Genomic DNA, 22,333 nt, shown 5'->3' on the forward strand with positions numbered 1-22,333 from the left:
CCGGGCGCGTCCCGGGTCAGGGGACGGGTGGGGTAGCGTCCAGGCTCACATGCGGGGACGGACTCCTTGAACGACCGGACGCGGCACCTGGTGGCCGCGCTGACCGGGCTCGGGCTCGGGCTCGCGGCGCTCGGGCCGGGGCTCGCGCCCGGCTTCGTGCTGTCGTACGACATGGTGTTCGTCCCGGATCCGGCGTTCACCCGCATGACGTTCGGGCTGACCGGGGTCGTCCCCCGGCACGTCCCGAGCGACGCGTTCGTCACCGCGCTCGCCGCCGCCGTCCCGGCGGACGCCGTGCAGAAGCTCATCGTGCTCGCGATCTTCGTCATGGCGTGCGCGTCGGCGGCGTCGCTGGTGCCGTCCCGCCGGCTGACCCCGCGTCTCGCCGCGGGCGCCTGCTACGCCTGGAACCCGTTCGTCGCCGAGCGGCTGCTGCTGGGCCAGTGGGCCCTGCTGCTCGGCTACGCGGCCCTGCCCTGGGTGGTCGCGGCCGCCGCCCGGACGGACGAGCCGGGGGGAGGCCGCCGCCTCGTCCGCGTGCTGATCCCGGCCGCCGTCGGCGGATTCGCCGCGCTGACCGTCACCGCGATCACGGCGTTGGTGGTCGCCGTGGCCACCGGCCGGACCCGGGCCGCCCTGCGGGTTCTCGCGGCGGCGGGGGCGCTGAGTCTCCCCTGGCTGATCCCCGGGGCGCTGCGCCCGGCCGGAGTTCCCGGGGACGGGACGGCCGTCGACCTGTTCGCCGCCAGGGCGGACACGCCGTTCGGAGCGCTCGGAAGCCTCCTCCTGCTCGGCGGCGTCTGGAACGGCGAGACGGTCCCGAGAGGGTACGGAGCACCCGTCACGGCGACGATCTGGCTGGTCGTGGTGGCCGTCGCGCTGCTCGCCCACTGGAGATGGTGCCGGGAGCCCGCCTGGCGCCGCGGCCTCGCCGTCGCCGCCGCGATCGGGTTCGCCGTGGCGGCTCTCGGAGCGGTGGCGTCCGGCGCCCTGGAAGCCGTGATCGATCTCTGGCCCGGCTTCGCCGTCCTGCGGGACGGGCAGCAGTACGTGGCACCGCTCGCCGTCCTCGTCGCCGTGGGGCTCGGGACGGCGGCCGACCGGGCGGCGGAGGCGCGATGGCCGGGTGTGGCCGCCGCCGCGATCGCCGTCCCGGTGCTCCTGCTGCCGACGCTGGCCTGGGGCGCGGCCGGGGACCTGCGGGCCGTCCGGTACCCGGACGACTGGGCGCGGGCGAAGCAGATCATCGACGGCGACCCCGCGCCCGGGGACGTGCTGGTCCTGCCCTGGGCCTCCTACCGGAGCTACCCGTGGAACCACGGCCGCCGGGTGCTCGACCCGCTGCCCCGCTACCTGCACCGCCGCGTCATCGTGGACGACGCCGTCACCGTGGACGGCACGACCGTGGCGCCCGAGGACCCGAGGGCCGTGCGGCTCGCGCCGGTGGCCCGCACCGGCGCGCCGCCCGCCGCGACGCTGCGTGACGCGGGCGTACGGTACGTCGTGGTGGACGCGGAGATCGGGACGCTGCGCCCGTCCGGTCCGGCCACGCCGGTGCTCCAAGGGTCTGACCTGGCCGTGTACCGGATCGAGGGGGCCGCGGCCGTCCCCGGCGACGGGGTTCCCGTGGTGCCCGTGGTGATCGCGTGGATCGCGGGGAGTCTGGCCGTTTTCTGGTCAATCCTGCCCCCACGGACTACTCTGAGCCTTCCGTTACTCGGCGGTACCCCGCCCCGCAGCCCCCACCACCGACGCCCTCACCCCTGACGCCATCTCCACTGAAAAGGGACCCCCTGATGCGCATCGCCATCGCCGCTGTCGTCGGCGTCCTGCTGGCCGCCGGAGCGTCGTTCGGCGCGGTCCAGCTCGCGAACGCCTCCCAGAAGGACCCCGTCATCAAGCCGCTGTACAACTACGGCTCCCGGTGACCTGAAGGCCCTGATGGGGACCCGGCGTGACCGTTCCGTCCTCCTGGAGATCGTGGTTCCCGCCTACAACGAGGCGGACCGGCTCCCGGCGGGGCTCGGGCTGCTGTGCGACAAGCTCGCGGGGCTGCCGGTGCGGGCGGAGGTCATCGTCGTCGACAACGCCAGCACCGACGGGACGGCGGGCATCGTCAGCGCCTGGGACGGGCCGGTGCCGGTGCGGCTGGTGCACTGCGAAACACGCGGAAAGGGCGCCGCGGTCCGCGAGGGACTCCTCGCGACCCGTGCTCCTTATGTAGGCTTCATGGACGCCGATATGGCAACAGACCTCGCGGCTCTGGACGAAGCCATCGTCCTGCTGCGCGGGGGCCGCCCGGTCGTGGTCGGGTCAAGGCGCCACGGTCGGTCGGTCGTCGAAGGCTACGCGCTGCCCGTCAGGCGGCTCGGAGCCATCACGTTCAACCGCATCGTCCGCGATCTCGCGGGCGGCATCGCCGACACCCAGTGCGGCTTCAAGTTCTTCTTCGGCCCGCTGGGTCGCGCCGCCGCGGCCGATCTGCGCACGACGGGCTTCTCGTTCGACGTCGAGCTGCTCGCCCACTGCGTGCGGCGGGGAGCGTCCGTGACCGACATCCCGGTGGTCTGGCGCGACCGTGCGGGGTCGACGTTCTCGGTGCGGCGCCATTCCCTGCAATGCCTGCTCGACCTGGCCAGGATCCGCGCGCGCGCCGGTTTCCGGTTGCCCGCGGTGCCGGTGAAGTCGAACATCCCGGTCGTGCCCGTCCGGGCGGCGTTCGGTGAGCCGGGCCCGCTGCCCCTCGCGAAGAAGGCACCGCCCCTCGCGAAAAAAGCGTCGGCGCCGGCCGCCAAGACGGGATGAACGAGGGTCTGCGGGTCGCGGTCGTCAACTGGCGGGATCCCTGGCATCCCGCCGCGGGCGGCGCCGAACGCTACGCGTGGGAGCTCGCGCGCAGGTTCGCCGGCGAGGGGGACCGCGTCCACTACGTCACGTCCAGGGCGCCCGGACAGAAACGCACGGACCGGGTGGAGGGCGTCGAGTTCGTCCGTCTCGGTGGCCGCTTCACCGTCTACCCGCTCGTCCTGCTGTGGATGCTCTGGCACCGGCTGGGACGGCGGCGGGGCCGTTTCGACGCGGTCATCGACTGCCAGAACGGCATCCCGTTCTTCACGCCTTGGGTGCTGCCTCGCCGGGTACCGGTCTTCTGCGTCGTCCATCATGTGCACGACGCCCAGTTCGGCCTGTACTTCCCAAAATGGCTGGCCTGGGTCGGTCGGGTGCTGGAGGGGCCGGTGAGCCGCTGGACGTACCGGCGGCACGCGTTCGTGGTGGTTTCGCCGTCCACGCGGCGCGCCGTCCGGGAGCGTCTGGGCTGGACGGGGACGACCCACATCGTCCACAACGGGTCGGTGGTCGCCGAACCGGACGGCGCGGTCGCCGAGCCCAGGGGCGACCCCGATCTCGTCTGCGTGACCCGGCTCGTCCCGCACAAGCGCCTCGACCTGCTCCTCGACCTCGCCGAGGATCTCGTCGAGAGCGATCCCGATCTCCGGCTTCACGTCGTGGGGGACGGGCCTGAAGCGGCCACGCTCACGGCCGGGATCGCGGCCCGCGGCCTGGACGGCGTCGTCATCGCACACGGCTACGTCCCCGAGGACGTCAAGGCTGCCTTGGTCGTCCGAGCCGATCTGCACCTCAGCACGTCCCAGGGCGAGGGATGGGGCCTCAGCGTGATCGAGGCCGCCGCGCTCGGCGTCCCGACCGTCGCGCACGACGTGGACGGCCTGCGCGACGCGGTCCGCGACGGGATCACCGGATGGCTCGTCGGCGAGGGCGACGACCAGGCCGACGTCGTCCGGCGGGCCCTCAAGGACCTGGCCGACGCCACGTCACGCGACCGGATCGCCACGGAATGCCGGGCCTGGGCGGCGGGATTCGACTGGGCGCACACCGCCGGCCGGATGCGGGAGCTCGTCGCCTCCGCGGTCCGGGACGGGACCGGCCGCGGGTACGGTGACGAGCACCCCGACCGGCATCGCTGACGTCGGGCGGAGCACGGGAAGGGGCGAAGGGCGAGCATGGCCGTGGGAGAGGCGAACCCGCCCCGCGCCGGTGCGCCGCGCCCGCCCGCGCCGGGGGCCGGCGGGCCGGAGGGCCTGGACGCCGCCGGGCGGCTGCGGGAGCGGATCCGCGTCCTCGCCTGCTGCCTGACGCTGACCGCGCTCGCGTTCGGCACCCGTCCCGGCGCCATCCTCGCCGACACCAAGATCGACATGGCGGTGAACCCGCTCGGGTTCCTCGGCCGCGCCCTGCACCTGTGGGACCCGGAGCAGTTCGGCCAGCTCCAGAACCAGGCCGTCGGCTACCTGTTCCCGATGGGCCCGTTCTTCGCGCTCGGCGACCTGGCGGGCATGCCCGCCTGGGTCACCCAGCGGTTCTGGCTGGCGCTGCTGATGTGCGTGGCGTTCGTCGGCACGTGGCGGCTGGCGGGGCGCCTCGGCATAGGCGGCCCGGTCGGCGAGGGGCCAGGCGGGGGGCCCGGCGGGGGCCAGGGCGCCCGCCTGTTCGCCGCGATGGCGTACGCGATCGCCCCGAACGCGCTGGCCACGCTCGGCCAGATCTCCTCGGAGTACCTGCCGGCCGCGATGCTGCCCTGGATCGTCCTGCCGCTGGTCACCGCGGCGTCCGGCGAGGGCGGGCGGCTGCGGGCGGCGGCCCGGTCGGGCCTGGCGATCGCCTGCTGCGGCGGCATCAACGCGACCGCGACCGTCGCCGTGCTGGTCGTCCCGGTCGTGTACGTCCTGACGCGGCCGCGCGGGACGTTCCGGGCCCGGATGCTCGCGTGGTGGTCGGTGTGCGCGGGCGCGGCGACCGCCTGGTGGCTGGCCCCGCTGCTGCTGACCGGCACGTACGGGTTCTCCTGGCTCACCTACACCGAGAAGGCGGAGACGACGACCGGGCCGACCGGCCTGATCAACGTGCTGCGCGGGGCGGAGCGCTGGGTCAACTACCTGATCGTGGACGGGCAGGTCTGGTGGCCGGTCGGGCACGGGCTGTCGCTCGGCCCGCTGCCGGTCCTGTGCACCGGCGTCGTCGCGGCGCTCGGGCTGGCCGGGCTGCTGAGCCGGCTGCTGCCGGAGCGGACGTTCCTGCTGCTCACGCTGCTGGCCGGGCTGGCGATCCTGTCGATGGGCCACATCAGCGACATCCCGGGCCCCTTCGCGGACCGGCTCCGCGACCTGCTGGACGGCCCGCTCGCGCCCCTGCGTAACCTGCACAAGTTCGACGCGGTCGTCCGGCTCCCGCTCGCGCTCGGCCTCGCCCACGTGCTCGTCGCGGCGGCCCGGCGCGCCCGGGAGGCCAGGGGCGCCCAGCGCCGCGGGTCCGATGTGCGGAGCCTGAGCGGCGGTACCGGACCGGCGGCCGGGCCGACGCTGCGGTCGCTCGTCAGCCTGCCCGTGGCCGCCGCGGTCGCGCTCGGCGGCATCGGCCTCACCGCCGCCTCGCACGGCCTGACCGGGCCGGGCGACTTCAAGGAGGTGCCCCGCTACTGGCGGGACGCCGCGTCCTGGATCAACGCGCGGGCCGGCCAGCAGGGCGTGCTCGCCGTCCCCGGGGCGCCGTTCGGCGAGTACCTGTGGGGACGGCCGATGGACGACATCGTCCAGCCGCTGCTACAGGCGAGATGGGGCGTCCGCCAGCTCGTCCCGGCCGGATCGCCCGGCTACACGCGGGCCCTGGACGCGATCGACCAGCAGGTGCGCTCGGGGCAGGGCTCGCCGGGGCTGAGCGCGTTCCTCGGCCGGATGGGCGTCCGGTACGTCCTGGTCCGCAATGACCTGCGGCGCGAGACGCTGCGCGGCGCGTGGCCCGCCCGCCTCCACCAGGCGCTCGACGGCTCGCCCGGCCTGCGCAGGGCCGCCTCGTTCGGCGCGCCGGTCGGCGGCGACACCGACGACGCGGTGTCCGCCGTCGACCAGAAGTACGCCGCGCTGGAGGTGTACGAGGTCGAGGGCGCCGCCGACGTCGCCGGACTCGCCGACGCGACGGACCCGGTCCGCGTCTACGGCGGTCCGGAGTCGCTGCTGGCCATGGCCGACGACGAGGTGCTGCCGGACGGGCCCGTCCTGCTGGACGACGACGCCCCCGATCTCAAGGGCACCCCGGTCGTGACCGACTCGCCCCGCCTGCTGCGCCGCAACTTCGGCGAGCTGCACCAGACGTCCCCGACGCTCACGGCCGCCCACCGGGGCGAGGCGACGGACGTCCTGGACCAGGGGTGGCGGCGGTACGCGACCCACGTGACGTACGGCGGCGGTGTCCGCGACGTCACCGCGTCGTCGTCGGCGGCGGACGAGGAGGCGATCCCGCAGGCCCGCAGGCCGGAGGCGACCCCGTACGCGGCGCTCGACGGCGACCGGTTCACCGCCTGGGAGACCGGCGGATGGGACGGCCCCTCCGGGCAGTGGCTCCGCGTCGACTTCGACGAGCCCCGCGACGTGCGGGACCTGACCGCCGTGTTCGTGCAGAACGGGCTCCTCGGGCCGCCGGTCACGCGGGTCGCCGTCCAGACCGAGAACGGGACGGTGGAGCAGGACGTCCAGAAGATCGCGACCGCGCAGCCGCTCCGCGCGCCGGACGGCCCGACCCGCTGGCTGCGGTTGCGCATCACCGCCCTGGCCTCGACCCCGGCGGTCCCCGCGTTCACCCGGGCGGGCGTCGCGGAGCTGTCCATCGGCGGGGTGCGGCCCACCCGCACGTACACGATGCCCGCGCCCGCCGGTGCCGACGGCCCGGCCACCTACGTGATGAGCCGGCCGCCGGGAGCGGCGAGCGAGTGCGTCGAGGGCAGCCGGCGATGGGTGTGCTCGCCCTCCCTCGGTTCCGGTGACGAGGAGGGCACCGGGTTCGACCGGACGTTCACGTCGCCGACCGCCGCGAAGGCGCCCGTCACCGGCATGGCCGTCCTCACCGACCAGCGGCTCATCGCCCGGTACGCCGCCGTGCACGGCCAGCCGGTCGTGTCGGCCAGTTCGACGCTGTCCGAGCATCCCGCCGACCAGCCCAGGTCCGGGTTCGACGGCGACCAGGCGACGGCCTGGATCGCGGGGGAGAAGGAGAACGCGCCCGCGTACAGCGTCCGATGGAAGGGCCGCAAGAGGCTGTCCTCCGTCACGGTGACGCGTCCCCCCGGCGCGTCGGGGCCGATCCGCGTCCGGGTCGAGGGCGGCGACGGCGAGATCCGCGAAGGGCTGTCGGACGCCCAGGGCCGGCTGTCGTTCGCCCCCATCACCACCGACCGGCTGAAGCTCACCTTCTTCAAGGACAACCGCACCCAGCCGATCCAGATCGCCGAGCTCGCCGTCCCGGGCGTGAAACCGTTCCCGGACGTGCGCACCTACCCGCTCCAGCTTCCGTGCGGGTACGGCCCGAAGCTGCGGGTCGGCGCCGCGGCCGTCCCGACGAAGGCGACCGGAACCCTCGGTGACCTGCTCGCCGGGCGCCCGCTGCGGTTCAGCGCGTGCAGGCAGGCCGCGCTCAAGGCCGGCCCGAACCGGCTGGAGGCGGTGCCGCTCGACTCCTTCCGCGTCGAGTCGGTGACGGTCGGGGCCAAGCCGGGGGCGGCCGCCGCCGCGCGCCCGCCGCGGCGGGTCAAGGTGATCAGCTGGGGGCCGGGCTCCCGGGAGCTGGAGGTGGACGCCGCCACCACCTCGTTCCTGACCGTGAACGAGAACTTCAACAGCGGCTGGCGCGCGACGGCCGGCGGCACCGAGTTGCGGGCCGTGCGGCTGGACGGGTGGAAGCAGGGCTGGATCGTCCCCGAGGACACCAGCGGCGCCGTCGAGCTGACCTACACGCCCGACCGGGCGCAGCGGATCGCCGTCGTCGCCGGGCTGAACCTGCTCCTGGTCCTGCTGCTCGCCGCCGTCCGGCGGGGGCGGCGCGCCGGCCGTCGCCCGGACCCCCGGGCCCTCGTCGCCGGGACGGGCTGGCCCGCGTGGGCGGCGGTCGGGCTCGCCGCGGCGCTCGGCGGCTGGATCGCCGGCGTTCCCGGGGCCGCCGTCACCGCCGCCGTCGCGCTCGGCTGCGGCTGGGCGCGGACCCGCCGCTCCGCCGTCCCGCGCGCCCTCGCCTCCCCGTGGCCGGTCGCGCTCGCCATGCTGGCAGGGACGGGCTGCCTCGCCGCGGGCCTCCGGCTGGGCCTGATCGACAACCCGGCCGCCCCGTCCGGCGCGGTCGGCGACATCGTCCCGCAGCTGCTCGGCCTGGTGATCGTCGGCCGGATCGCGGTCGAGCTGTGGCGGCCGAGGCCGCCGGGCGGCGGGGACGCGGGCGGGCGGATCGCGCTCAGCTGGACGGCGCCCGAGCCGGGGCCGGACGGGACCGGTCGCGGCGGCGGGTCAGCCGCTGGACCGGCCACTCCACCAGGTAGTGGCTCAGGGTCCCCGCTGCGATGGACGCCGCGGCCATCAGCGGAAGGTCCGTCGCCACGTCCCCCCGGAACACCCGGTCGGCGGCCTCGTACCAGGAAACGATGATCAGCAGCTGCCACAGGAACACCCCGTAGGAGATGCGGCCGAGGAACCGCATCACCGGGTTGCCGAGGACGGCGCCGAGCGCGGGCTGCCCCGCCGGGGCGAGCGCCACGGGGGCGACCAGCGCCGCCGCGCACAGCCCGAACACGATCAGGTGCAGCGTGGACGTCCAGAACGCGTCCGGCGTCTGGAGGCTGAGCGGCCCCGCCGCCGGCGTCGCGGCGACGACGTAGAGCATGGCCGCGGCGACCCAGCACGCCGCCCACGAGTCCGACACCGCCCGGCACAGGGCGGCGACCGGGCGCCGCTCGTCCAGCCGCGCCCACACCGTGATCACCGCGAGCGCCATCCCGATCGCGAACCAGGCGAAGTAGCGCGGCAGCCACAGCCCCATCTGGGAGTTGCGTTCCGGGACGAACATGAGGGCCGTCCACGGGAACGACAGCGCCCCGTAGACACCGATGCCGATGAGGAGCCGCTTGGCCCGGGCGCCGACGTCGTGGGTGCGCACCCGCCGCGCGTACCAGCCGAGGACCGCCGCGGTGACCGGCAGCGTGACGTACCAGGCGACCTCGATCACCAGGCTCCAGAGCTGCCCCAGGTGCGCCGGCCCGAGTTCGCTGTCCCACCACGGTCCGGGCAGGTAGGTGTGCGACACCGTGAGCAGCGAGGCCCAGGTGACCCAGTCGCCGATGTGGTCGCGCCCCGCCGTGGCCATGAAGACGACGATCACCGCCCAGTAGGCGGGCATGATGCGCAGCACCCGCCGGCGGAGGTAGGTGATCGTGCGCGGGGCGGCCCGCCCGTCCAGGGCGGCGGCCGCCCAGGGACGGTAGAGCAGCAGCCCGGACAGCGTGAAGAAGATGGGCACGCCGACCTGCCCGCCGTTGAACAGCCACCGCACGCCGCTCGGGTTGGTGATGGAGCCCGCGGTGCTGGCGACGTGGAAGACGAGGACGGCGAGCGCCGCCACGGCCCGGACGCCGTCGAGGGTGTCCTGGTGCCCGGAGATCGGCGGCGGCGCGGGCCTGGCCGCCTGCGCGGACGTGCTCACGGGCCGTTCTTCCTCAGCACCAGGACGAGGTTCCAGGTGGCGACCTCACGCAGACCGGGAATGCGGACGATGCCCTCGGCCCAGCGCGGATGGTAGCGGGGCAGGGCGTCCAGGACCGTCGCGTCGGGGCGCTCGCGCGCCCAGGCCAGGGCCGCCGACACCGACACCGGATGCAGGCTGTGCCCGAACCGGTTCTTGGGCGGGCGTCCGTTGCGGCGCTCGTACCTGCGCGCCGCCCGGTCACCGCCGAGGTAGTGCCAGGGCGAGGTCTCGTGGCCGCCCCAGGGGGACAGCCAGTTGGTGAACGACAGGAAGACCGTCCCGCCCGGCCGGGTCACGCGGACCATCTCACCGGCCATCCGCCACGGGTCGGGGACGTGCTCCAGGACGTTCGAGGAGAAGCACACGTCAGCGGAGCCCGTCCGGAAGGGAAGGGCCAGCGCGCTGGCGACGAGGGTGTTCGGCCCGTGGACGCCGTGCGCGGTCAGCTCGGAGAGGTCGTGGTCGACGCCGGCGCAGCGCGCCCCGGTGGCCGCCAGCGCGCGGGCGAAGAACCCGGAGCCCGTGCCGACGTCGACGACGGTCGCGCCGTCGAGGCCGGTGTAGGAGCCGAGCAGGGCGACGGTGTCCCGCGCCATCAGGTCGTAGAAGTACTCCGGCTCGCTCTGCTCGCGGCGGAACGCGCTCAGCAGCCGCACCGACCGGGCCAGCGTCGCCCGGTGCCCATCCCCGGGACGCCGGGCGTCCCGCCTCGGGGGCGCCGAGGTCATCGGCCACCTCGCTGTTCGTGATCGTCGCCGCTGGTGAAGGTCTCGTCCGGTCGTCCCGCCGGGCCGGGCCGGCGAGGTAACGGGGAGCTTACCGACCAGTACGGGCGTCCGGTAGGGTGACCCGGACAAGCTGGACGTGGCCCGTCGGCCGTGGGCGACGACGGCAGCCCCCGGAGGTGTTGATGCGGCGAACGGTCGGCCTGGTCCTGATCGGGTTGGGCGCCTTCTTCCTCACGCTCGCGCCGCTCGTCCGCTTCTACGTGGCCGACCAGATGATCGTCGCGCCGCTGAACCAGTACCAGGTGACGAACCTTGAGTCGAAGAACTCCACGTACTTCGACCAGGCCGACCTGAAGCTGAAGACCGGCGTCACCCTCCTGGCCAAGAACACCGTCCGCGGGGACGTCCGCGCCAACGAGGGCAATGACGACATCGCCGTCTGGGACTCCACGACCAACATCTACGACCAGGCCAACCCGGACAAGCCCATCCAGATCCAGGGCTTCCGCATCGCGTTCGACCGCCGGACGATGGTGCTGGTCAACTGCTGCGGCACGAACGTGGACGGCGACAACACGGTCCGGATGTCGGGCTACGGCCTGCTGTTCCCGATCGGGAACGTGCAGAAGCGGGACTACCCCGTCTACGACACCACGACCAAGCAGTCGGCGCCGATGCAGTTCAACGCCGTCGAGAAGGTGCACGGGCTCACCACCTACCGCTACACCCAGACGATCCCGCTGACCAAGACGGCGGCGCTCGACACCAAGCTGCCCGCCAAGATGCTCGGGCTTCCGGAGGACGCGGGCAACCAGAAGGTCGACCGGTACACCGAGGCGTACAACACCATCTGGGTCGACCCGCGCACGGGCATCCCGGTCAAGCACCGCAAGAACATCCGCAGCACCGTCCGCACCCCGGACGGCAAGGGCACGATGATCGTCGCGCAGGCCGACCTGGTCAGCGTCGACAAGGACCAGAAGGCCATGGTCGACCTGGCCGACGGCAAGAACCTGCAGATCGACCTGGTGCGCAGCTACCTGCCGGGCGCCGCCGTCTTCTTCGGGCTGATCCTGCTGTTCGCCGGCGGCTTCCTCGCCATGGCCCGGCGCGAGCCGCCGCCGATCGAGGCGCCGCGCCGCGCCGACGGCAAGTTCGGCGACATGACCCCGTCCGGCCCGCCGCGGCCGCCCGCGTCGCCGGCCGCCCGGCCGGCCCCGCCGCGCCGCCAGGCCCCGGGCAGCCAGCGCCAGCAGCGCCGGGCCGCGGGGCCCGCGAGACGCCGCTGACCCGTCCCGTCCCGTCCCCGCCCGTCTCTCGGCCCGCCGCCGCGCGGGCCGTCGGCACGCCCGCGCGAAACCGGCAGGTTGATACGTGTTCTAGGTGGAGGAGCAAGGCACGTCCGACCCGAGATTGCTAAGTAGAACCTGTTGCAGTTTTCCGGGCGCGCGCCTAGGGTCGAGGCTGTGCGGACACGAGTCACCGAACTATTCGGCATCGAGTACCCGATCTTCGCGTTCAGTCACTGCCGCGACGTGGTCGCGGCGGTGAGCCGCGCCGGCGGCATGGGCGTCCTCGGCGCCCTGCACTTCACCCCCGAGGAGCTCGAGCTCGAGCTGAAGTGGATCGACGAGCACGTCGGCGGCAAGCCCTACGGCGTGGACGTCGTCATGCCCGCCAAGTACGAGGGCGCCGACATGGGCGACGCCGAGGAGCTGCTCGGCAGGCTCCAGGGCATGATCCCGGCGCAGAACAAGGAGTTCCTGGAGAACCTGCTGGCCGAGCACGGTGTCGACCCGCCGAGCGAGCAGGCCGGCAAGGCGCTGCTCGGCTGGACGGACGTGACCGCGCGGCCGCAGGTCGAGGTGGCCCTCAAGCACCCGATCGCGCTGCTCGCCAACGCGCTCGGCCCGCCCCCGGCCGACGTCGTCGCGCAGGCGCACGAGCACGGCGTCAAGGTCGCCGGGCTCGCCTCCAACGCCCGGCACGCCCGCAAGCAGGTCGAGGTCGGCGTCGACATCATCGTCGCGCAGGGCACCGAGGCCGGCGGCCACACCGGCGACGTGGCCACGATGGTCCTCATCCCCGAGGTGGTCGACGCCGTCGGCGAGGACACCATCGTGCTCGCCGCGGGCGGCATCGGCCGCGGCCGGCAGATGGCGGCCGGCATGGCGCTCGGCGCCGACGGCGTCTGGACGGGCTCGATCTGGCTGACCGTCGACGAGGCCGACACCCCCGAGCGGGCGCTGCCGAAGCTGCTGAGCGCCACGTCCCGCGACACGGTCCGGTCCCGGGCCTGGACGGGCAAGCCGGCGCGCTTCCTCAAGACCGCGTGGACCGAGGCGTGGGAGCGCGAGGACTCGCCCGGCTACCTCCCGATGCCGATGCAGTTCATGCTGATCGCGGACGCCCTGCCCCGCATCCAGCGGTCCGGCGACGGCGAGCTGGTCACGTTCCCCGTCGGCCAGATCGTCGGCTCGATGAACCAGGTCAGGCCGGCCGCCCAGGTGGTCTACGACCTCATCGAGGAGTACGTCGAGGCCATCGAGCGCCTCAACGCCATCACCGAAGGCTGACCGCCCCGAGGACCCCGGCGGCGCCGTTCCCCCCGGCGCCGCCCGGGGCCTCACCCTTGCCGGCCTCACCCTTGCCGGGACCGGCCCGGCGGCGCGTCAGAAGCGCGTCATCCAGGACAGGGCGCGGGCGATGACGTAGTAGACGACGCCCGCGAGCGTCCAATTGATGTAGAGCTGCTCCCGCGGGTCGGACCGGGTGAAGACGTCGTGGAACGGCGTGGCGAGCCAGCGCCCGGCGTCGAGCGTGGCGTCCACGAGCACGTTCGCCGGGTTGGCGTCACCCCAGGTCAGCAGCATGCCGAGGGCGAGGATCGCGGCGGCGGCCCAGCCCGCGGCCAGGATCATCGCGCTGACCGGGTTCTGCCTGCTCCGCCGCCACCGCCGCGGCTTGCGCTCGACCACCACGGGCCTGCCGGTCTCGTCCGTCGCCGGCCGCCGTGGCCAGAGCCGCCGCCGGGGAGTCTCCTGCGTGGTCTCGCTCCGCTTGCGTCCTATGTGCAAGGCCATGGCCTGCTCAGTCCTTCCGTGACTCGCTTCGCCTCCAGCGGTGCCACGTCAGAAAAGCCACAAACCAGGCGTCCGTTTTCGGACAGTCCTTAACGCGCCATCGGCACGCACGCCCCTGGCCGGAAGCGGCCGGGAGCGCGCGTGCCGGTGCCTCGGCGCGGGGTCACTTGCCGTGGTAGACGGGGGGACGCTTCTCCTTGAAGGCCCGGGAGCCCTCCTTGGCGTCCTCGGAGCCGATGACGGGCCAGCCGATCTCGTCGGAGATCTTGAGGGCGTCCTCCTCGGAGAGGTGCTCGGTCTCGCGGTAGGTGCGCAGGATGCCCTGGACGGCGAGGGGCCCGCACTCGGCGATCTGGTCGGCGAGCTCGCGGGCGGCGGCGAGCGCGGTGCCGTCCGGGACGATCTTGTTGATCAGCCCCATGGCGAGGGCCTCCCGCGGGGTCACCGAGCGGGCGGTGAGCAGGATGTCCATCGCGTTGGCGTACCCGATCTGGCGGGGGAGCCGGATCGCGGAGCCGCCCATGGGGAACAGGCCGCGCTTGGCCTCGTACAGGCCGAGGGTGGCGCCCTCGGCGACCACGCGCAGGTCGGTGCCGACGAGCAGCTCGGTGCCGCCGGCCACCGCGTAGCCCTCGATGGCGCAGATGAGCGGTTTGGTGGGCCGGCCTTCGCGGAGCAGGCCCTTCCAGTGGAAGTTCGGAATCTGCGCCATGCGCTCCTGAACCTTGGGGTCCGACGGCTGCCGGCCCATGGCCTTCAGGTCGGCGCCGGCGCAGAACGTCCCCTCGGCCCCGGTGAGGATGCCGGCCCGCACCTCGGGGGTGTCGGAGATGAAGGCCCAGGCGTCGGCGAGACCGACCAGCATCGAGGAGCTGAGCGCGTTGCGCGCCTCCGGGCGGTTCATCGTGACGATGACGACGTGCCCGTCCCGCTCGACGATGCAGTGCTCGGTGCTGATCGGCAGTCGTTCCGCCATGGGTTCCTCCAGCTCAGATGTCAAACGAGAACAGATTCTAGTTAAGCCGTTGCCCTACCGGTAGGGGTTGAACTCCAAAACGAGAACGTGATCTACTTTGCTCGCCGGGCGCCGCTGCGGACGCCGGTGCTCAGAGCGGTCACATAGGGAGATCCGATGGGGTCATTGGGCTTTTGGCGGTTGGCGCAGGCCGATCCCGAGTGGGCAGCCGCCGTCGATCCGGACGGGACGAAGCACACCGCGGGTGACCTGCTGGCCCGCTCGAACCGGCTCGTCCACGGGCTGCGCGCGCTGGGACTGGAGAAGGGCGACGGCATCTGCGGCCTCGTCCCGAACGGCGTCGAGGGGCTCGTGCTGTACCTGGCGGCGCTCCAGGCGGGCTGGTACTACACGCCGATCAACTGGCACCTGACCGGCCCGGAGATCGGCTACATCGTGGCCGACAGCGAGGCCAAGGCGTTCTTCGTGCACGAGCGCTACGCCAAGGAGGGCGTGCGGGCCGGCGAGGAGATCGAGGCGCACCGCCGGTTCGGCTTCGGGGACGTCGAGGGCTTCCGCCCCTACGCCGAGCTGGTCGAGGGGCAGCCCGACGGCCTTCCCGACGACCGCAGCAACGGCGCCACCATGCACTACACGTCCGGGACGACGGGCCGGCCGAAGGGCGTCAGGCGGGCCTTGATGCACATCGACCCCGACGACAGCGCCGAGCTGATGACGTTCCTGCTCGGCCTGTTCGGCATCCCGCCGGGACTCCCGGCCGGGGGCGAGCACCAAGCCCATCTGATCACCTCGCCGAACTACCACACGGCGGTCACCCAGTTCGGCGGCACCGCCCTCCACATGGGCCACACGATCGTCTACATGGACAGGTGGGACGCCGAAGACACCCTGAGCATGATCCAAGAGCACCGTGTGAGCAATACCCACATGGTGCCGACGCACTTCAAGCGCCTGCTGGCGCTGCCCGAGGACGTCCGGTCCCGGTACGACGTGTCCAGCATGAAGTGGGCGATCCACGCGGCGGCGCCCTGCCCGGTGCCGATCAAGCAGCAGATGCTCGAATGGTGGGGCGACTGCATCTGGGAGTACTACGCGGCGACCGAGGGCGGCGGGACGATCGCCAGCCCGGCCGACTGGCGCGCCCACCCCGGAACGGTCGGCAACGCCTGGCCGATCAGCGAGCTGCTGATCGTGGACGACGACGGCGACCCGGTCCCGGCCGGGACGCACGGCACGATCTACATGAAGATGGCCGGCGTCGAGTTCGAGTACAAGGGCGACCGGGAGAAGACGGAGAAGAACCGGCTCAAGGACTTCTTCACCGTCGGCGACATCGGCTACCTGACCGAGGACGGGTTCCTGTTCCTGTCCGACCGCAAGGCCGACATGATCATCTCGGGCGGCGCGAACATCTACCCGGCCGAGATCGAGAACGAGATCATCCTGCATCCGAAGGTCGGGGACGTGGCCGTGTTCGGCATCCCGGACGAGGAGTGGGGCGAGCAGATCAAGGCGGTCGTCGAGCCCGCCGAGGGCGTCGCGCCCGGCCCGGAGCTCGCGGAGGAGATCCTCGCGTCGCTGGAGGGGCGGCTCGCCAAGATGAAGTGGCCGAGGTCCATCGACTTCATCGAGACGATGCCGCGCGAGCCCAACGGCAAGCTCCTCAAGCGCAAGCTGCGCGACCCGTACTGGAAGGACCGCGACAGTGCCATCTAACGGGCCATCGACCCCGGGGCCGGACGAACCGAACCACGTCATCGGGTTCCCTGGCGGCTACACCCGCTCGGTCGGCCCGGTGATCGGGCGCTTCCTCAGCGAGCTGCGCGACGGCCGGATGGTCGGCGTCCGCACGGCGGGCGGCCGGGTGCTCGTCCCGCCGCAGGAGTGCGACCCCGAGACCGGCGAGGACGTCACCGGCGAGTTCGTCGAGGTCGGCCCCGCCGGGACCGTCACCACCTGGTCGTGGGTGCCGCGCCCGGCCAAGGAGCACCCGTTCGACCGCCCGTTCGCGTGGGCGCTGGTCCGCCCGGACGGCGCCGACACCGCGCTGCTGCACGCGCTCGACCTCGGCGTCTTCGAGGTGGGCGCGAAGCCGCCGAAGTTTCTGAGGACCGGGATGCGGGTGCGGCCCAAGTACCGCGCGGAGCGGACCGGGACGATCGGCGACATCGAGTGCTTCCTGCCCGAGGTCACCATGATCAACCCGCAGGCCTCGCTGGAGTACCGGCTGAAGGGCGGCCGGGCGCTCGGCCGGTTCCTGGAGGGGATCTCCGAGGGCCGGATCATCGGGCACCGCTGCCCCGTGTGCGAGAAGGTCATCGTGCCGATGAAGGGGTTCTGCCCGCGCGACGGCGTCCCCACCTCCGAGGAGGTGGAGCTGCCCGACACCGGCACCGTCACCACCTTCGCGGTCAACAACATCCCCGACCCGCGCGCGCCCGAGGTGCCGTTCGTGTCCGGCTACGTCCTGCTGGACGGGGCCGGGCTGACGATGCTGACGCTCGTCGCGGGCATCCCCGCCGACCAGGTGCGGATGGGCATGCGGGTGAAGGCGGCGTGGCGTCCGCGCGAGGAGTGGGACCGGTCGATGGCCAACATCAAGTGGTTCGAGCCGATCGACGAGCCCGACGTCCCCTTCGAAGAGATCAAGGACTTCATGTGATGCGTGATGTCGCAGTCGTCGCGTTCGCGCAGAGCCGGCACACCGCCGAGGACCAGGGGATCGCGGAGACCGAGATCGTCCTGCCGGTGATCACGGAGATCAAGGAGCGGACCGGGCTGTCGCGCTTCGGGTTCACCTGCTCGGGCTCGTGCGACTACCTCCAGGGGGCGCCGTTCGCCTTCGTCTCCGCGCTCGACACGCTCGGCGCGTGGCCGCCGATCTCCGAGAGCCACGTCGAGATGGACGGCGCGTGGGCGCTGTACGAGGCGTGGGTGAAGCTCCAGATCGGGCAGGTCGACACCGCGCTCGTCTACGGGTTCGGCAAGTCGTCCCAGGGCGACCTCCGCGCGATCATGAGCCAGCAGCTCGACCCGTACCACCTGGCGCCGCTCGGGGTCGACCAGGTGTCGATGGCGGCCATGCAGGCCCGTGCGTACATGGACAAGTCGGGCGTGAAGGAGGACGACCTCCGCGCGGTCGCGGCCCGGTCCCGAGCCTCCGGCCGCGACAACCCGTTCGCGCTGCACCTGCCGGAGCCCGAGGGCGACGACTACGACGTGGCGCCGCTGCGCCCCTACGACGTCGCGCCGATCACCGACGGGGCCGCGGCGGTCGTCCTCGCGGCCGGCGACCGGGCGCGGGAGCTGTGCGAGCGGCCGGCGTGGATCACCGGCATCGACCACCGCACCGAGCCGCACGCGCTGGGCGTGCGCGACCTGACCCGCTCGGAGGCCGCCCGCGTCGCGGGGGAGCGGGCCGGCGCGACCGGGATCGAGGTGGCGGAGCTGCACGCGCAGTTCAGCCACGAGGAGCTGATCCTGCGCGAGGCGCTCGGCCTGGGCGACGGCGTGGCGGTCAACCCGTCCGGCGGGGCGCTGTCGGCGAACCCGGTGATGGCGGCGGGCCTCATCCGCATCGGCGAGGCCGCGTCCCGCATCCACGACGGGACGGCGTCCCGGACGCTCGGGCACGCCGCGTCCGGCCCCTGCCTCCAGCAGAACCTCGTGTGCGTCCTGTCGGGAGAGAAGAATGGCTAAGTCCTGTGCGGTCATCGGCATCGGGCAGACCGAGTACAAGACCCGGCGGCCGGACGTGTCGATGGCGGGCCTGGTCCGCGAGGCGGCCCGCCGCGCCCTCGACGACGCCGGGCTGACCTGGAAGGACATCGACGCCGTCGTCGTCGGCAAGGCGCCCGACCTGTTCGAGGGCGTGGTGATGCCGGAACTCTTCCTGGCGGACGCGCTGGGCGCGACCGGCAAGCCGCTGCTGCGGGTGCACACGGCCGGCTCGGTGGGCGGGTCCACGGCGATCGTCGCGGCGAACCTGATCCAGTCCGGGGTGCACGAGCGGGTCCTCACGCTCGCGTGGGAGAAGCAGTCGGAGTCCAACGCGACGTGGGCGCTGACGGTGAACGGGCCGTTCACCACGTCCCTCGTCGTCGGCGCGGGCGGGTACTTCGCCCCGCACATCCGCGCCTACATGCGCAGGTCGGGCGCCCCCGACCACATCGGAATGCTCGTCGCGGTCAAGGACCGGCAGAACGCGCTGAAGAACCCGTACGCGCACCTGAAGATCCCCGGCATCTCCCGGGAGATGGTCGAGTCGACCCCGATGCTGTGGGAGCCGATCCGCTACCTGGAGACGTGCCCGTCGTCGGACGGCGCGTGCGCGATGGTGCTGGCGTCGGAGGACGCGGCGAAGAAGGCCCCGCACCCGCCCGCGTGGGTGCACGGCACGTCGATGCGGTCGGAGCCGATGCAGTTCGCGGGCCGTGACACGGTGAACCCGCAGGGCGGCAAGGACGCGGCGGCCGACGTGTACCGCCAGGCCGGCATCACCGACCCGCGGAACGAGCTCGACTGCGCCGAGGTGTACGTCCCGTTCTCCTGGTACGAGCCGATGTGGCTGGAGAACCTCGGGTTCTGCGGCGACAACGAGGGCTGGAAGCTCACCGAGGCCGGCGCGACGGCGCTGGACGGCGACATCCCGTGGAACGCCTCGGGCGGCGTGCTGTCGTCCAACCCGATCGGCGCGTCCGGGATGATCCGGTTCGCCGAGGCGGCGCTGCAGGTGCGCGGCCGGGCGGGCGAGCACCAGGTGGACGGCGCCCGGCGGGCGCTCGGCCACGCCTATGGCGGCGGCGCCCAGTTCTTCGCGATGTGGATCGTCGGCAGCGACAGACCCTGATCCCCCCAGACGCCGGAAGGGACGCCCGATGGAGTACAACCACGCTGACCTGTTCGAGGGTGTCGCGGACGCGATCGGGGACCGGACCGCCCTGATATGCGGCGACCGGCGGCTCACCTACGCCGAGCTGGACGAGCACGCGAACCGCCTCGCGCACCATCTGCTGGACGCGGGCGTCCGGCCCGGCCAGCACGTCGCCGCCCAGCTCTACAACGGCATCGAGTACGCGGCGGCGCTGCTGGCCACGCTGAAGATCCGGGCCGTGCCCATCAACGTCAACTACCGGTACGTGGAGAGCGAGCTGCTCTACGTGTACCGGGACTCCGACAGCGTCGCGCTCCTGTACGACGTGGAGTTCGAGGACCGGGTCGCGGCGACGGTCCCGGAGGTGCCGGAGCTGCGGCACCTCATCGCGGTGGGCGGCACGCCGTCCATCCCCGGGGCGGTCTCCTACGACGAGGCGGTGAAGGAGGCCGACGGGACGCGGGACTTCCCGGCGCGCTCCAAGGACGACCTCTACATCATCTACACGGGCGGGACGACCGGGATGCCGAAGGGCGTCATGTGGTCGGCCGAGCAGATCCTGCTCGGGTTCTGGAACCCGTCGCTGCCGCGCCCGTCCAAGCCGGAGGACATCGTCGAGAACGCGCGCAACGGCGGGCCGCTGATCATGATGCCGGTCGCGCCGCTGATGCACGGCGCCGCGCAGGTGGGCACGTGGATCGCCTGGTTCATGGGCGCGACGCTCGTCTACACGCGCAAGTTCGACGCCGCCGACGTGTGGCGGACGATCGAGCGCGAGAAGGTCAACTCGGTGACGGTCACGGGGGACGCGATGGCGATCCCGATGGCCGACGAGCTGGCGCGCGGGGACTACGACACCTCCTCGCTGTTCGCCTACGTCTCCACGGGCGCGATCTTCACCGGGACGGTCCGCGACCGGATCCAGAAGCTGCTGCCGAACGTGATGATCATGGACCGGTTCGGCTCGACCGAGTCGGGCTCGACGGCCGAGGCGGTCGCCGGGTCGAGCCCGGAGAAGGGGCTGCGGTTCGCGCCGGACGTGGAGAACGTGACCGTCCTGGACGACGCGCTCCAGCCGGTCAAGCCGGGGTCGGGCGTCATCGGCCAGGTCGCCCGCACCGGGCACATCGCGCAGGGCTACTACAACGACCCGGAGAAGACCGCGAAGACGTTCCCCGTGGTGGACGGGAAGCGCTGGCTGCTCACCGGCGACATCGCCACCGTGGACGAGGACGGGTCGATCGCCGTGTACGGGCGCGGGTCGCAGACCATCAACACCGGCGGCGAGAAGGTGTTCCCCGAGGAGGTCGAGGCCGTCCTCAAGGGGCATCCGGGCGTCTACGACGCGGTCGTGACGGGCATTCCGGACGAGCGCTGGGGCAACCGCGTCGCGGCGGTGGTCCAGCCGTCCGGGGAGGAGCCGTCCACCGAGGACCTGGACGCGCACTGCCGCAAGCAGCTGTCGGGGTACAAGGTGCCGCGCGTGTACGCGTTCGTCGCGGAGATGAAGCGGTCGCCGGCGGGCAAGGCGGACTACCGCTGGGCGAAGCAGGTGGCGCAGGAGGTGCGGTAGGCGCCGCAGGACGGAGAGCGGACGGAGAGCGGTCGAAGAGGTCGGCCCCGAACCTTCGTGGGATTCGGGGCCAGGAGCGGACCTCTGTTAGTGGTCCTAACAAATTCATCGTAGTGGCTGCTCAGACGGGGTTCATCAACCCGGTGCGTTGCCTGCGCCACACCGGGTGGTCCCGGTCGCCGCGGGGTCGATAGACTCCCCTCACAGAGTCGCTCTTGAAGTGAGCCTCTCTATCTGAGAGAAATAGGGGAGAGTCAGGGCGTGTCGACCCCGGAGCGCGAGCGGATGGCGGGCGAGCTGCAGATGGCGATGCAGCGCAGCACGGTGTACACGGTGCTGCTGCACCATGCCACCGCGAGCAAGGCGGGCATGAACGTCACCGACGCGCAGTGCGTGAACGCGCTGACGCTGGACGGGCCGCAGACGCCGGGCCAGCTCGCCCAGCTCATGGGCATCACGACGGGCGGCGCCATCACGGCCGTGATCGACCGGCTGGAGCGCGCCGGGTACGTCCGCCGCACCCGCGACCCCGACGACCGGCGGCGCGTGATCGTCGAGCTCGTCGAGGAGAACGTCGCCCACTTCGCCCGCTACTTCGAGCCGATCGCCCGCGCCTTCAACGAGCGCCTCGCGAGCTACACCGACGACCAGGTCGCCCTCCTCCTCGACTGGATCCGCCACAACAACGCGGTCATGCCCGCGGTCATCGAGGAGATCCGCAAGCTCCCGTAGCCTGCGGTCGGGGAAGGGATGCCGCGCCATGCCGATCGAGAGCGATCACCGCGGGTCCGACTCGCCGTACATCGCGCGTGTCTGGCGCGGGCGCGCGAGCGGATCCGGGAGCCTGACGTCCGTCGCGACGTCCAACTGGGAGCTCGTCTTCTGGAACGACGAGGGCACCCTGCACGCCGCCGTCCGGGGACCGGAGACGACCGCGACGGCCGTCGAGCTGGCCGGGGACTCGGAGTCGTTCGGGATCACCTTCGCGCACGGCACGTCGATGCCGCACCTGCCGGTCACCCGGCTCGTCGACGCCGAGGTGGAGAGCCCGCACGTCGGGGCGCGCCGCTTCGTCCTGCGCGGCGAGGAATGGGAGATCCCCGGTTACGAGAGCGCGGAGGACTTCGTCCGCGAGATCGTGCGAGCGGGCGTGCTCACCCGCGACCCGCTGGTGGACGAGGTCGTGTGGGGCGGCATCGCCAAGGTCGGAACCCGGTCCGTCCAGCGGCGCGTCGCCACCGCCACGGGCCTGACCCAGGGCGCGATCCGGCAGATCGACCGCGCCCGGCACGCGGCGGTGCTGCTCGCGGAGGGCGTGCCCGCCCTGGAGGTCGTGCACCGGCTCGGCTACTACGACCAGCCGCACCTGGCCAGGTCGCTGCGGCGGTTCATCGGCCGTACCGCGACGCAGTTGCAGGGACGCGACGAAGCGGGCGAGCCCCTGTCGCTTCTGTACAAGCCGGAGGGCGACTCGCGTCCCTAGTGTCGGTGCCGATCGCGGCGGAAACCGACACCAGAAAGGCG

The 22,333-nt window shown here is 72.8% G+C and carries 17 protein-coding genes and 1 pseudogene; 14 read left to right on the forward strand and 4 right to left on the reverse strand.

The features are described 5' to 3' along the window. Positions 1–66: 66 nt before the first annotated feature. From BM339_RS11010 to BM339_RS51225, 5 genes and pseudogenes are all read left to right on the forward strand, one after another. Positions 67–1,767, forward strand: a complete 1,701-nt coding sequence (locus tag BM339_RS11010; protein ID WP_021593000.1) for an MmpA family trehalose lipid delivery protein — start codon at positions 67–69, stop codon at positions 1,765–1,767. A gap of 29 nt (positions 1,768–1,796) precedes the next feature. Then, positions 1,797–1,928 carry a hypothetical protein gene (locus BM339_RS51220; RefSeq protein WP_021592999.1) on the forward strand — a complete coding sequence of 44 codons (132 nt, stop codon included), beginning with the start codon at positions 1,797–1,799 and terminating at the stop codon, positions 1,926–1,928. 13 nt (positions 1,929–1,941) lie between these two features. Then, on the forward strand, positions 1,942–2,805 hold the full coding sequence (locus tag BM339_RS11015; protein WP_021592998.1) for a glycosyltransferase: 864 nt from the start codon (positions 1,942–1,944) through the stop codon (positions 2,803–2,805). Next, entirely contained in the window at positions 2,802–3,986 is a 1,185-nt protein-coding gene (locus BM339_RS11020; RefSeq protein ID WP_075020782.1) for a glycosyltransferase family 4 protein, read from the forward strand. The genes BM339_RS11015 and BM339_RS11020 overlap by 4 nt, the downstream gene beginning before the upstream one ends. 36 nt (positions 3,987–4,022) lie before the next feature. Continuing rightward, positions 4,023–7,259 (forward strand): annotated as a pseudogene (locus BM339_RS51225) (alpha-(1->3)-arabinofuranosyltransferase domain-containing protein); the annotation flags it as partial. Between the two features lie 1,033 nt (positions 7,260–8,292). Here the strand turns inward: BM339_RS51225 and BM339_RS51230 are convergent. Further along, complete coding sequence (locus BM339_RS51230; RefSeq protein ID WP_075020784.1) at positions 8,293–9,534, reverse strand: acyltransferase family protein; 1,242 nt, start codon at positions 9,532–9,534, stop codon at positions 8,293–8,295. Further along, positions 9,531–10,304 (reverse strand): class I SAM-dependent methyltransferase, encoded by a 774-nt coding sequence (locus BM339_RS11035; protein ID WP_021600062.1) that lies wholly within the window; start codon positions 10,302–10,304, stop codon positions 9,531–9,533. Before BM339_RS11035 ends, BM339_RS51230 begins: the two co-directional genes overlap by 4 nt. Before the next feature lie 182 nt (positions 10,305–10,486). Here BM339_RS11035 and pgfA point away from each other — a divergent pair, with 182 nt between their 5' ends. Beyond that, positions 10,487–11,593 carry a cell envelope lipid trafficking protein PgfA gene (gene pgfA / locus BM339_RS11040; RefSeq protein ID WP_024934359.1) on the forward strand — a complete coding sequence of 369 codons (1,107 nt, stop codon included), beginning with the start codon at positions 10,487–10,489 and terminating at the stop codon, positions 11,591–11,593. A 177-nt stretch (positions 11,594–11,770) separates the two neighbouring features. Then, positions 11,771–12,880 (forward strand): NAD(P)H-dependent flavin oxidoreductase, encoded by a 1,110-nt coding sequence (locus tag BM339_RS11045; protein ID WP_024934360.1) that lies wholly within the window; start codon positions 11,771–11,773, stop codon positions 12,878–12,880. 96 nt (positions 12,881–12,976) lie between these two features. Here BM339_RS11045 and BM339_RS11050 read toward each other — a convergent pair whose 3' ends face one another. After that, positions 12,977–13,387, reverse strand: coding sequence for a hypothetical protein (locus tag BM339_RS11050; protein WP_021597511.1), 411 nt, complete (start codon positions 13,385–13,387; stop codon positions 12,977–12,979). A gap of 163 nt (positions 13,388–13,550) precedes the next feature. Then, on the reverse strand, positions 13,551–14,363 hold the full coding sequence (locus BM339_RS11055; RefSeq protein WP_177287668.1) for a crotonase/enoyl-CoA hydratase family protein: 813 nt from the start codon (positions 14,361–14,363) through the stop codon (positions 13,551–13,553). Between the two features lie 156 nt (positions 14,364–14,519). On the opposite strand from BM339_RS11055, the gene BM339_RS11060 reads away from it, so the two are divergent. The 7 genes from BM339_RS11060 (at position 14,520) to BM339_RS11090 (ending at position 22,292) form a co-directional block, all read left to right on the forward strand. After that, on the forward strand, positions 14,520–16,079 hold the full coding sequence (locus BM339_RS11060; protein ID WP_075020785.1) for an acyl-CoA synthetase: 1,560 nt from the start codon (positions 14,520–14,522) through the stop codon (positions 16,077–16,079). Then, complete coding sequence (locus tag BM339_RS11065; RefSeq protein WP_021597508.1) at positions 16,069–17,025, forward strand: Zn-ribbon domain-containing OB-fold protein; 957 nt, start codon at positions 16,069–16,071, stop codon at positions 17,023–17,025. Before BM339_RS11060 ends, BM339_RS11065 begins: the two co-directional genes overlap by 11 nt. Next, positions 17,025–18,062, forward strand: coding sequence for a thiolase domain-containing protein (locus BM339_RS11070; RefSeq protein ID WP_021597507.1), 1,038 nt, complete (start codon positions 17,025–17,027; stop codon positions 18,060–18,062). Before BM339_RS11065 ends, BM339_RS11070 begins: the two co-directional genes overlap by 1 nt. After that, entirely contained in the window at positions 18,055–19,212 is a 1,158-nt protein-coding gene (locus BM339_RS11075) for a thiolase domain-containing protein (protein ID WP_021597506.1), read from the forward strand. The genes BM339_RS11070 and BM339_RS11075 overlap by 8 nt, the downstream gene beginning before the upstream one ends. A 28-nt stretch (positions 19,213–19,240) precedes the next feature. Continuing rightward, the gene (locus BM339_RS11080) at positions 19,241–20,809 is read left to right on the forward strand and encodes an acyl-CoA synthetase (RefSeq protein WP_021597505.1); all 1,569 of its coding nucleotides are present in this window, start codon (positions 19,241–19,243) and stop codon (positions 20,807–20,809) included. 261 nt (positions 20,810–21,070) lie between these two features. After that, positions 21,071–21,541 carry a MarR family winged helix-turn-helix transcriptional regulator gene (locus BM339_RS11085; RefSeq protein WP_021597504.1) on the forward strand — a complete coding sequence of 157 codons (471 nt, stop codon included), beginning with the start codon at positions 21,071–21,073 and terminating at the stop codon, positions 21,539–21,541. Positions 21,542–21,569: 28 nt separating this feature from the next. Then, a complete protein-coding gene (locus tag BM339_RS11090) occupies positions 21,570–22,292 on the forward strand; it encodes a helix-turn-helix domain-containing protein (RefSeq protein ID WP_021597503.1) in 723 nt (240 codons plus the stop codon). Positions 22,293–22,333: the final 41 nt, after the last annotated feature.

This window comes from Actinomadura madurae (assembly GCF_900115095.1).
GTDB lineage: Bacteria > Actinomycetota > Actinomycetes > Streptosporangiales > Streptosporangiaceae > Spirillospora > Spirillospora madurae.